This is a genomic window from Afipia sp. P52-10 (assembly GCF_000516555.1).
GTDB lineage: Bacteria > Pseudomonadota > Alphaproteobacteria > Rhizobiales > Xanthobacteraceae > P52-10.
Map to the genome: position 1 here is coordinate 1,219,628 of NZ_AZSJ01000007.1, position 11,169 is coordinate 1,230,796.

The following is an 11,169-nucleotide window of genomic DNA, read 5'->3' on the forward strand; positions in this document are numbered from 1 at the left end:
AGCCTCGCATTATGGCCGTCCGGCGGTTTTCCCGGCGCCGGACGTATCACTGCCCACGTTGCTCGCGCTGGCGACTGTAGCGCGTTCGACGATCGTCACCGGTTGGCCGACACGCAGCAACTCGGGCCGGTTGGGGCGCGCCTGCACGAGATAGACCAGCTTGTTGCGCTCCTCGAGGCTGTAGATCACCGGCGGCGTGTATTCCGCCGAGGTGGCGATGTAATAGACCTTCGCCGTCAGATCGTTCGCACAGTTGTCGCAGGTGACGCGCACATCCTGTCCCACGGAGAGCTTGGGCAGTTCGGTTTCGGAGACGAAGAAGCGCACCTTCATGTTGCCGGGCGGCAGGATCGACAACACCGGCCGCTGCTGCGGCACCATCTCACCTTCGCGGAAGTAAATCTGCTGGATCCTTCCGGCCACCGGCGCGAAGGCGCTGCGTCGCGCAAGCCGGGTCTGCGAGGTGTTCACGCGCGCTTCGGCGATCCGCAACGCGGACACAGCCGAGTCGAGATTGGCTTGCGTGCCCGAACCCGTACGACTCAGACTCTGCGCTCGGTCGAACGTCTGCTTCGCATTGGCAAGTGCCGCGGTCTGCTGGTTGAGATCGGCCTTCTGCAAATCGTCATCGAGGGCGTAAAGCGGCTCGCCGACCGTGACCTGATCGCCCTCGCGCACCGACAGCTGGATCACCCGCCCGGCCTCGTCCGGGCTGACGAAGATCAGATCGGCCTCGACCCAGCCCTGGTAGCCGGGGTCGCTCTGACCGCTGCAGGCCGCGAGCAAGACCACTATGGCGATCGTTGCAATGTGTCTCGCGCGGATCATGCTGGCCTCCCGGGGCCGAAAATTAGATCGATGTGCGCCTTCAGCATCGCCTTGACGTCGAGCGCATCATATTTGCCGAACAGCCCTTCCCAGATCACCGCCACCATCGCGGGCGCGATCAGGAGCTGCGGAAATTGCACCAGCGCCGGATGCGTGATCTCGCCGCGGGCGATGCCATATTCGACAAGCGTCCTCATGCCGGCCATCCCGCGTGAGATCACCTCGCGATGGTAAAACTCCGACAGCGACGGAAAGCGTGCGCCCTCGGCGATGATCAGGCGAACGATGTCGCCGCGTTGCGTGTGCAACACTTCACGCTCGAACGTCGTGGCGAACATCTCGAAAATCGCCCGCGCCGACATCTGTCCCGTCGCGGGTGGCGTCAGCCGCCCGAGCAGCGGCACAATGGAGGTGCGGACCAACTCCTGAAACAGCGCCTCCTTATCGAAGAAGTGGAGATAGATCGTGCCCTTGCCGACCTTCGCCCGCTTGGCGATGTCTTCGAGGCGCGAGGCTGCAAACCCCTTCGCCGAAAACTCCACCAGCGCCGCATCGATGATCGCCTGCCGCCGCTCGGCGACGCCGGCCTCCCGCTTGCTCGAACGGGCGCGATTGCGCACAGCGGCTGCGCCAGCCGGCCCGGGAGGATTCGACTGGATCGCCATATGCGTCTGAGGCGGCCGCACGACGCCCCGTTGTTTTGGATCGGTTTCAGTCATGCCAATAATATGACTGACTGGTCAGTCATATTCAAGGGAAATTGGCCTATGCGTCCCCATGGTGCGTAAGGGACGCGCAAGGACGCTGAGTCGGGGGACCGTTATGCACGTGCCGCCTTGAAGCCGATGTTTGACGCGGAATAACCGCTTGTTCTGATAAGACTTCTCAGCTTTGTCGCACAGATCGCCCCCGCATTCAGCCTGGTGACGGAAGCATCGCCACCTGCTTCACGACGCAAATCTCGGTCGTGGTGCGCGCCAGCTCTGGCGGAAACGCAGAGCTATGAAGGGAACCGGCCGCCATTTTTCCCGCTTAGATTGATTGAAAGAACACGGCCATCATGGAGGCCGCCATGAAGAAGCTTGTGCTGGTCGCTGTCGCCACAACGACAATCATGATGGCCGACGGGAGAGCACTGGCGCAGGTCCCGTCACCACCCGCGCCCGCTGCACAGACAGGCTCCGTGGACCCTCCATCGTCCGCGACCAGCGGACCGCTCGGCACCAATCCGGGTGCATACCGAGGCGACGGCAGCGCACCAAGCGAGCCTGCTTTCCCGCCAGGAATGACCACCGGCTCCAGTCCATCCAGAGTGATGAGTGACTCCGATCGGCCCCTCGGCACCGGCGATCCGGACATCGATCGACAGGATCGCGAGCTGGACCGTAAGATCAGATCGATCTGCAGAAAATGCTGAATGCGACGTCATCGTCAGCTAACCGCGCGCGTCGCAGGCCCAGGTGCGGATGACGCACTCCTTGCCGCCGAACTTGTAGCAGTTGCGCATGGCGGCATTTTGCGCCGATGAAATGCGCGCGGCGACTGCGTATCCATGCGCGCCGCAGGGATTGGCCATATCAACCGAGAACGCCGCGCAGGCGCGCTTCATGGTGACAGTGGTACACTGGCCTTTGCATTGCCGCTTGGCCGCATCCATCGCCGAGCGGGCATCACCATAATCGAATGCATGTCCGTAAGCGCCGCATTGGCCGATCGCCAAGGCGCCGGCAGCTTTCGCCGACATGCTCGAGCCGACAATAAGCCATGAAACGACAAGACCGGCGATGACGCGCGCCGCAATTCCCAACACGAATGCCCCTCCCCCGAGTCGACGCAACGAGGTTAGGCGGCAGCCGTTTCAACTTGGTGAAGATAGGACCGATGCGGCAGAGCGCCGCGCGCGATTCACCCGCGCGCCTGCGCTAACGCTTCCGGCGTATCGATGTCGAGAAAGGCGCTCGGGCCCTCGGCTTCCACCTCGACCACGGCTTCGGCGTGGCGCGCGATCATGTGCCGTGCGCCGACATCGCCCTCCAGCGTCATCAACTCGTCGAAGAACCGGCGCGACCACAGCACCGGATTGCCGCGCCGCCCTGCATGCGCGGGCACCGCGATCAACGCGCCTCTGTCGGGCGCGAACGCATCGATCAAACGATCGATCAACGACGCATCGACCAGCGGCATGTCGCCGAGGCAGACGACCGCACCATCGATGTTCGCAGGCACCGCTGCGATGCCCGCCTTCACCGAACTCGCGATGCCGTCGGCATAAGTCGGATTGGCCGCGAAACTCACATCGAGGCCGCTCAGTGCCGCGCGTACGCGATCCTCCTGATGCCCGGTCACGACGATCACCGGCTTGGCGCGCGAGGCGAGCGCCTGCTCGGCAACGATGCGGACCAGCGGCTTGCCGTGCAGCAATTCCAGCAGCTTGTTCGGTCCACCCATACGGCTCGAACGCCCTGCGGCCAGCACCACGGCGGCGACACCGCGGTTGCCCTCTCCGACGGTGGACGCGCGCGGTTGCGGCCGCGTCACGATTTCCATCAGCAGACCGCCAACGCCGAGCCCGGTGATATCAGCGCGCGTCACCGGAAGGCCTGCCAGAAGGCGCATCAGCACCCAATCGAAGCCGTTTTCCTTCGGTGAGCGGGCGCAGCCTGGCGCACCCAGCACCGGCCGCCCTCTCGCCTGTCCGATCAACATCAGATTGCCCGGATCGACCGGCATGCCGAAATGCTCGACCGCGCCGCCCACCTGCTCGATCGCCGCCGGAATCACGTCGCGCCGGTCAGCGATGGCGGACGCACCGAACACGATCACCAGCTCCGCACCGCCGTCGAGCAGCGCCTCGATCGCCGCCGACAACTCCCTCTCCTCGTGGGTGACACGATGCTCGGCGATGATCTCCGCGCCTGCGGGCTTCAGCCGTTCAGCTGTCACCTGCAACGTCTTCTCGATCACCTTCTTCGCGAGTCCCGGCAGCAGCGTCGAGACGATCCCGACCTTGCGGATGCGATACGGCGCAACCCGCAACGTCCCCGGCGGCACCTGCGCGATGGCAGCATCGCGCAGTCGAGCCGGCATCCCGAACGGCACGATCTTGACGGTAGCGATCATCTCGCCCGCCACCACCGGCTTGAAGTTGGGCAGCGTCGCCAATGTGATCGCTTCATCGACGCGGTTGATGTGATCGACCGCCGCACGATCCACCACCAGCACCCCGGCCGAGCCCGCAAACAGGTTGGAACGCCCGGTGAAAGCGCGTTCGACAATCACGTTCTCGCCGCCGATCGCCTGCGCGATGCTCGCCGCCGCCTCGTCTTCGGAGATATCGTCTGGCTCCAGTTGGGCAACGACGATCTCCACAACACCGGCCGCCGTCAATGCGTCGACTTCAGCCGCTCCGATAACGGTCCCTTTCTTCAATACCAGCCCATTCTGGCGGATGCTGTGAACGGTCACCCCGCCGATCGCCTCGGACGGCTTCATCGCACCGAATTTCATGCCGCAGACTCTTTGACGTTGTCTGCGGCAGCCGCCTTGGGTTGTCGTAGGCGCGCGGTGATCTCGGCCATGATCGACACGGCGATCTCGGCCGGCGACACCGCACCGATGGCGAGGCCGATCGGCGCATGGATGCGCGCCAGCGCCTGCTCCGGAATGCCTTGCGCCTTCAGCCGCTCAAGCCGCCGCCCGTGCGTCTTCCGCGAGCCGAGCGCGCCGATGTAGAAGCAATCCCGCTCCAGCGCGTGCGTCAGCGCCGGATCGTCGATCTTCGGATCGTGCGTCAACGCCACGAATGCGGTGTAGTGATCGACGTTCAGCGGCGGCAAAGCCACGTCCGGCCACTCGGCGAGCAGCGGAATGTCCGGAAAGCGCTCGGGGCTCGCAAACGCGGTGCGCGGATCGACGATGGTGACGTCGTAGTCGAGCATGCGCGCCATCGGTGCCAGCGCCTGGCTGATGTGGACAGCGCCCGTGATGACCAGACGCGCGGCGGGCGCATGCACCGTGACGAACAGCTTGCGGCCGTCAGCCTCGATCATGCCGCTCTTGTTCATGCGCAGGCATTTGTCGAGTTCGCCGGCGAGCCTGTCGGAGGCGATGTCCTTTGCCTTCACCAGCCGCTGGCCGCCGCCGGCCATGTCGGTGACGACCAGCACCGGCCTGCGCGCGGCGCGCTCTGCGTTCAGGTCTGCAAGCGTTTCGGCTTTCACGACCCGACCTTTTCGACGAACACGCGGATGGTCCCGCCGCAGGAGAGCCCGACCTTCCAGGCGGTCTCGTCGGCCACACCGAACTCCAGCATCTTCGGCTCACCGCTCTCGATCACGTCCAGCGCCTCGGTGACCACCGCCCCCTCGACGCATCCGCCCGACACCGAACCAAGAAACGTCCCCTCGTCGTTGATGACGAGGTGCGAACCGGTCGGGCGCGGAGCCGATCCCCAGGTCTCGACCACCGTGGCGAGCGCCACGCCATGGCCCGCCTTCTTCCATTCCTCAGCGGTCTTCAGAATGTCGTCGTCACGGCTCAGCATACGCATCTCCCATCAGTAGTCCGCGTGCCCTCCGATCATGAAACCGGCGCTCACTTGCGGAGCACACGCTAGGCAGCGGGTCGTATCAAGGAACGGGCGGCAGGCGCGACCGACAAGGCATCGATCAACTCGCCTATCGACTTTAGATTGTGTACCGGGCGGAATTCGTCAACGTGCGGCAGCATCATTTTCACGCCCTGAGCCTTCGGCTCGAAGCCTGAATAGCGCAGCAGTGGATTGAGCCAGATCAGCCGCCGGCAGGAGCGATGCAGCCGGTCCATCTCGAAGCCCAGCCGGGCATCTGCCTCTCGTTCCAACCCATCGCTGATCAACAGCACGATCGCGCCTTGCCCCAGAACGCGGCGGCCCCACAACTTGTTGAAGGCATGCAGCGACGGCGCGATCCGCGTGCCGCCGGACCAGTCCTCCACCATCGCCGAGCAGCGCGCCAGCGCGTCGTCCGGATCGCGGGCGCGCAGCGCGCGGGTGATGTTGGTCAGGCGTGTCCCGAACAGGAACACCGAAACGCGTTTGCGGGCATCCGTCACCGCATGCAGGAAATGCAGGAACAGCCGCGTGTACTCGCTCATCGAACCGGAGATATCGAGCAGCGCCACGACCGGCACCGGCTTGTCGATATGACCAAGGCGATGGAAGTTGACGATCTCACCGCCGGTTCGCAGCGAGCCGCGCAACGTGCGCCGCAGATCGAGCTTGCGCCCGCGCGGCAGCGGCTGGAAGCGCCGCGTCGGTCTTTCTGCGAGCGGCAGCTTCAATCGCTCGATCGCGCGCGTCACGCTGGCGATTTCGGCCGCGCTCATCTGCGCGAAATCCTTCGTCTGCAGCACCTCTTCGTCAGAGACCGAAAGTTGCATCTCCTGCACGTAGCTTTCGCGCTCCTTCACCATGTCCCGCTGCGACAAGGCCTCCTGCACGCGGCGCGACGCCGGCGGCGGCGGCTTCTGTTCCGGCTGTCCAGGCAGCGGCACGCTATCGACGAGTTGGTCCCAGTTCTGTTCGGCGCGGAAGAAAATCTCGAATGCCTGCGCAAAGATCGTCGCGTGCTCGTGGCGCTTGACGAAGATGCATTCGAGCGCCGCGAACACATCCGCACGGTTGCTCAAGCCCACCACCTGCAACGCCTTCAGCGCATCGATGGTCGCGCCGGGGCCGACCGGCATGCCGGCGGCCCGCAGCGCGCGCGCGAAGCCGATGATGTTGTCCGCGATGACACCCGATCCCGAAAGATCCGGAGCAGAGGGTATGTCAGCAATGTCCGGCATGGGCGGACCTTATTTGGGTTTCCCCGCAAGCGCAGCGTCGAGCGTTCTGGTCAGGGTCTCGCCCTGCATGCGGCCGATATCGTCCTGGTACTTGAGCAGCGCGCCGAGCGAGTCGCCGACCACCTGCGGCGTCAGCGTCTTGGCGTCGAGTTCGCGCAGCGCCGTCGCCCAGTCGAGCGTCTCGGCGACACCGGGCGGCTTGAACAGATCCTCACCGCGCACCGCCTGCACGAACGCCACCACCTGCTCCGACAGCTTCGCCGAAATTCCGGAGACGCGTGATTTGACGATGGCGATCTCGCGCTCGGCGGACGGATAGTCCACCCAATGGTAGAGGCAGCGGCGCTTCAGCGCATCATGAATCTCGCGCGTGCGGTTCGAGGTGACGATGACGATCGGCGGCTGCGGCGCGCGCACCGTGCCGAATTCCGGGATCGTCACCTGGAAGTCGCTGAGGATTTCCAGCAGGAACGCCTCGAACGCCTCGTCGGCCCGATCGAGTTCGTCGATCAGCAGCACCGGCGCGCCGGCGGGATCAGGCTCCAGTGCCTGCAGCAACGGGCGCTTGATCAGATACTGCTCGGCAAACACATCGTGCGACAGCCGGTCGCGATCGGTGTCGCCGGATGCTTCCGCCAGACGTATGGCGATCATCTGCGCCGCGCTGTTCCACTCGTACACCGCCGAGGAAACGTCGAGTCCTTCGTAGCACTGCAAGCGGATCAGCCGCCGTCCCAGCGCGGCCGACAGCACCTTGGCGATCTCGGTCTTGCCGACGCCTGCTTCGCCCTCGAGAAACAGCGGCCGCCCCATCTTCAACGACAGGAACGTCACCGTCGCAAGCGCGCGCTCGGCGAGATAGCCGTGCTTCATCAGCAAGTCGAGCGTCGCGTCGACCGAACCGGGCAATGCGGATGCCGCGCTCATGGCTGGGCTCGCAGGCCGAACCTGCGCCTCAAGCGTTCGCCGCCTCGACGGCGCGGCGTGCAAGCACGCCGATCAAATGCGCGCGATATTCGGCGCTGCCATGCAGATCGCTGTTCAAGCCCTCGGGGGAGACGCTGAGACCATCGAGCATCTTCGGCGAGAAGCGCTTCTTCAGCGCCTCTTCGAACGCGGTGACGCGGAACACACCGTCACCGCCCGCCCCGGTCACGGCCACGCGAACCTCCGACGGGCGGCGAGCGACGAACACGCCGACCAGCGCATAGCGCGAGGCCTGGTTGCGAAACTTGATGTAGGCCGCCTTCTTTGGCAGCGGGAATTGGACGCGGACGATGATCTCGTCGGGCTCGAGCGCGGTGGTGAACAACCCCTGGAAGAACTCGTCCGCCTTCAGCTTGCGCTTGTTGGTGACGATGGTGGCATCGAGTGCCAGACAGGCGGCGGGATAATCCGCCGTCGGGTCGTTGTTGGCGAGCGAGCCGCCGATCGTGCCCATGTGCCGCACAGCCGGATCGCCGATCATCGAGGCAAGGTTCGCGAGCGCCGGAATGGCCTCGCCGACGATCGCCGAGGTTGCAACACTGTGATGCCGCGCCATTGCGCCGATCACGAGCGAACGCCCCTTCATGTCGATCGTGTCCAGGCCATCGACCTTCGACAGATCAATCAACTGGGCCGGACGCGCCAGGCGCTGCTTCATCACCGGCACCAGCGTATGGCCGCCGGCGATCAGCTTCGCATCCTCGTTCTTGGCGAGAAGATTTGCCGCTTGCCGAACGGTCGCCGGGCGGGAGAACTTGAAATCGTACATCGTCGTGTCCTTAAAACCTTGCTCAGGGCACCGGCGGATGGCCGGCGCTCACGCCGATTGAATTCAGGCCGACTTGGCCATCGCCTTGGCGCCGGCCGCAATCGATTTCACGATGTTGTGGTAGCCGGTGCAGCGGCAGAGATTGCCTTCCAGCTCCTCGCGGATCGTATGCTCGTCGAGATCGTGTCCCTTGCGATGGACCATATCGACCGCAGTCATGATCATGCCGGGAGTGCAGAAGCCGCACTGCAACCCGTGGTTCTCGCGAAACGCTTCCTGCATCGGATGCAGCGGCGCGCCATCCGCGGCAAGACCTTCGATCGTCATGACGCTGCCGCCGTCGGCCATCACCGTCAGCGTGGTGCAGGACTTAACCGCCTTGCCATTGAGATGAACCACGCAGGCGCCGCATTGCGACGTATCGCAACCGACGTGGGTGCCGGTGAGGCGCAGATTTTCGCGCAAGAACTGAACGAGAAGCGTCCGCGGATCGATATTCGCCGAATGCGTCGTGCCGTTCACCGTAATCGAGACTTTCGCCACCAGTATCTTCCTCCCTGCAACGCATCCGCCATTATCCATGCGCTGCGCAGCACTTGCATCGTCCGGCTATCCGGCTTTTGGAAAGAGTCTAATCCCATGATAGGGGGCAATTTCGCCCCCGGCAACCGCAGGTCACGGTTGCTTGCCCTGCACGGCTTCGGCGAAATTGGCGAAAAATTCGTCCGCCAGTTTCTTGGCCGAGCCGTTGATCAGGCGCTGGCCGAGCTGGGCCAGCTTGCCGCCGATCTGCGCCTCGACGTTGTAGGACAGCGCCGTACCGCCATCCTTGTCGGCGAGCGCCACCGCGGCGCCGCCCTTGGCAAACCCTGCAACACCACCCTCGCCTTCGCCGGAGATCTTGTAGCCGTTCGGCGGATCGAGATCGCTCAAGGTGACGCGCCCCTTGAAGCGGGCCGACACCGGGCCGACCTTCATCTTGGCGGTGGCGCGAAATTCCGTGTCCGAGACCTTCTCGAGCTCCTCGCAACCAGGAATGCAGGCTTTCAGCACGTCGGGGTCATTCAGCTTGGCCCAAACAACATCGCGAGGGGCGGCGAGCTGCACTTCGCCAGTCATGGTCATGGCCATGCGATCAATCTCCACATTCAAGGGCCCGTCGCCGTGCCACGAACCGCATCGTTCTCCGCCCCCGCGGGCGGGCGAAGGACTATCACCGGAAATCATAGACCTGACCATCGTCAGGACGGACAATTTTATGAGGCGGGCGAGGCGGTGCGCAAGAGCGGCCGTTCGACAGGATAGAACAAGGTAGCTAAGGATCGTGCGGACATTTCGCAATGTCCGATTCGAACTCCGGACGGAGAATGCCATGCCGATGATCGACGCCGACGGCTGCCCCATTCATGTCGCCATCGACGGGCGCGACGAGGGACCGGCCATCGTCCTTTCCAATTCGTTGGGCGCGACGATCAAGATGTGGGAGCCGCAACTGGCCGCGCTCGGCACACAGTTTCGCGTCATCCGCTATGATCGCCGCGGTCACGGCAGATCCGGAACGGCAGGCCCCTATTCGTTCGAACGATTCGGGCGCGACGTGCTCGCGATCCTCGACGCACTGAACATCCGCAAGGCGCACTGGTGCGGACTGTCGATGGGCGGCATGGTCGGACAATGGCTCGGCGCCAATGCGCCGGAGCGTTTCGACAAGATCGTGCTCGCCAACACCACCTGTTATTATCCCGATCCGACCCGATTTCAGGATCGCATCAAGGCGGTGACGAAGGATGGCCTCGCCAGCATCGCCGATCAGGTGATGGCCTCCTGGCTAACCGAGGATTTCCGAGAGCGCGCCCCTGCTATCACTGGTGAAATCCGGAACATGCTGCTGGGCACGCCAGTCGCGGGCTATGTCGGGTGCTGCCAGGCGCTGAGCACACTTGATCAGCGCGCGCTGCTGCCGACGATCACGCATCCGGTGCTGATCGTCGCCGGCCGGCATGACCAGAGCACGACCATCGCGCAGGCCGAGTTCATGCGTAAAGCCATTCCCCGCGCCAACCTGACGATCCTCGATTCGGCGCACATCTCCAACGTCGAGCAGGCCCACGCCTTTAACGACGCGCTGATCGGCTTCCTCACGCAACGCTGAGGCCGCCGTCTGTGCGGCGACGCACGGCTTCACATCAATTGCCAAGGATCGCCAAGAGCCCTACAGCAACGGCGTCGCCAACGGCGGCTGCGGCACAGCGCCCTTGACCCCGTAGCTGTGGGAATCGACGGCCAGCAGCACCAGGCCGCCGAGCAGCATCAAGGCTTCGGTCGCATGCAGATGCAGCGCGGCGATCTCGCCGACACGCGCAGCCATCGCCATGCTGGTGATGCTGATGACGGCACCCAGCAGCAGCGCCAGCGCGAGCGGCTCGTCGCCACCGGCACGGCACACCTCCTCATCCTTCGGCGCAACGCGCAGCGTCAGGATCGCAAACAACCCGAAGTAACCGACGACCACGAACTTCGCCAGGGCCAGCAACCACGCGAACCGCACCGCACCGAGCCCCGACAGCTGCAGGTGATCGTTAATGAAGAGCGCCGGGCCGATGTTCGCCCGCTCGTAGATGCCGCGAATCGGAAACGTGACGATGCGCAGGACTGCGATCGTCCATACGGGGATGAAATAGGCCGCCAGCAGGAGGCCATTGATCGTCGTGATACGAAAGCCGCGCGCCATCGCCTGCCACCTGTTCAAACAGGTAGCG

The 11,169-nt window shown here is 64.3% G+C and carries 13 protein-coding genes; 1 reads left to right on the plus strand and 12 read right to left on the minus strand.

The window, feature by feature from the left end; translation table 11 throughout:
• Positions 1-9: 9 nt before the first annotated feature.
• From X566_RS23095 to X566_RS23150, 11 genes are all read right to left on the minus strand, one after another.
• Complete coding sequence (locus tag X566_RS23095) at positions 10-828, minus strand: HlyD family secretion protein (RefSeq protein WP_051444454.1); 819 nt, start codon at positions 826-828, stop codon at positions 10-12.
• Complete coding sequence (locus X566_RS23100) at positions 825-1,448, minus strand: TetR/AcrR family transcriptional regulator (RefSeq protein WP_034472890.1); 624 nt, start codon at positions 1,446-1,448, stop codon at positions 825-827. The genes X566_RS23095 and X566_RS23100 overlap by 4 nt, the downstream gene beginning before the upstream one ends.
• A gap of 815 nt (positions 1,449-2,263) precedes the next feature.
• Entirely contained in the window at positions 2,264-2,614 is a 351-nt protein-coding gene (locus X566_RS23110) for a DUF4189 domain-containing protein (protein WP_051444498.1), read from the minus strand.
• Positions 2,615-2,733: 119 nt separating this feature from the next.
• Complete coding sequence (locus tag X566_RS23115; protein ID WP_034471968.1) at positions 2,734-4,335, minus strand: NTP transferase domain-containing protein; 1,602 nt, start codon at positions 4,333-4,335, stop codon at positions 2,734-2,736.
• Entirely contained in the window at positions 4,332-5,048 is a 717-nt protein-coding gene (locus tag X566_RS23120) for an XdhC family protein (RefSeq protein ID WP_034471970.1), read from the minus strand. Before X566_RS23120 ends, X566_RS23115 begins: the two co-directional genes overlap by 4 nt.
• Positions 5,045-5,371: an XdhC family protein gene (locus X566_RS23125; RefSeq protein ID WP_034471971.1), complete on the minus strand. Its 327-nt coding sequence runs from the start codon at positions 5,369-5,371 to the stop codon at positions 5,045-5,047. The genes X566_RS23120 and X566_RS23125 overlap by 4 nt, the downstream gene beginning before the upstream one ends.
• Before the next feature lie 68 nt (positions 5,372-5,439).
• Positions 5,440-6,654: a VWA domain-containing protein gene (locus X566_RS23130; protein ID WP_034471972.1), complete on the minus strand. Its 1,215-nt coding sequence runs from the start codon at positions 6,652-6,654 to the stop codon at positions 5,440-5,442.
• A 9-nt stretch (positions 6,655-6,663) separates the two neighbouring features.
• Positions 6,664-7,581 carry a MoxR family ATPase gene (locus X566_RS23135; protein WP_034471974.1) on the minus strand — a complete coding sequence of 306 codons (918 nt, stop codon included), beginning with the start codon at positions 7,579-7,581 and terminating at the stop codon, positions 6,664-6,666.
• 28 nt (positions 7,582-7,609) lie between these two features.
• A complete protein-coding gene (locus X566_RS23140; protein ID WP_034471976.1) occupies positions 7,610-8,410 on the minus strand; it encodes a xanthine dehydrogenase family protein subunit M in 801 nt (266 codons plus the stop codon).
• A 63-nt stretch (positions 8,411-8,473) separates the two neighbouring features.
• A complete protein-coding gene (locus X566_RS23145) occupies positions 8,474-8,953 on the minus strand; it encodes a (2Fe-2S)-binding protein (RefSeq protein ID WP_034471978.1) in 480 nt (159 codons plus the stop codon).
• Between the two features lie 132 nt (positions 8,954-9,085).
• On the minus strand, positions 9,086-9,541 hold the full coding sequence (locus X566_RS23150; protein ID WP_034471981.1) for a carbon monoxide dehydrogenase subunit G: 456 nt from the start codon (positions 9,539-9,541) through the stop codon (positions 9,086-9,088).
• A 241-nt stretch (positions 9,542-9,782) separates the two neighbouring features.
• Here X566_RS23150 and pcaD point away from each other — a divergent pair, with 241 nt between their 5' ends.
• Complete coding sequence (gene pcaD / locus X566_RS23155) at positions 9,783-10,562, plus strand: 3-oxoadipate enol-lactonase (RefSeq protein ID WP_034471984.1); 780 nt, start codon at positions 9,783-9,785, stop codon at positions 10,560-10,562.
• Between the two features lie 60 nt (positions 10,563-10,622).
• Here the strand turns inward: pcaD and X566_RS23160 are convergent, their stop codons facing one another.
• On the minus strand, positions 10,623-11,141 hold the full coding sequence (locus X566_RS23160; RefSeq protein WP_051444456.1) for a hypothetical protein: 519 nt from the start codon (positions 11,139-11,141) through the stop codon (positions 10,623-10,625).
• Positions 11,142-11,169: the final 28 nt, after the last annotated feature.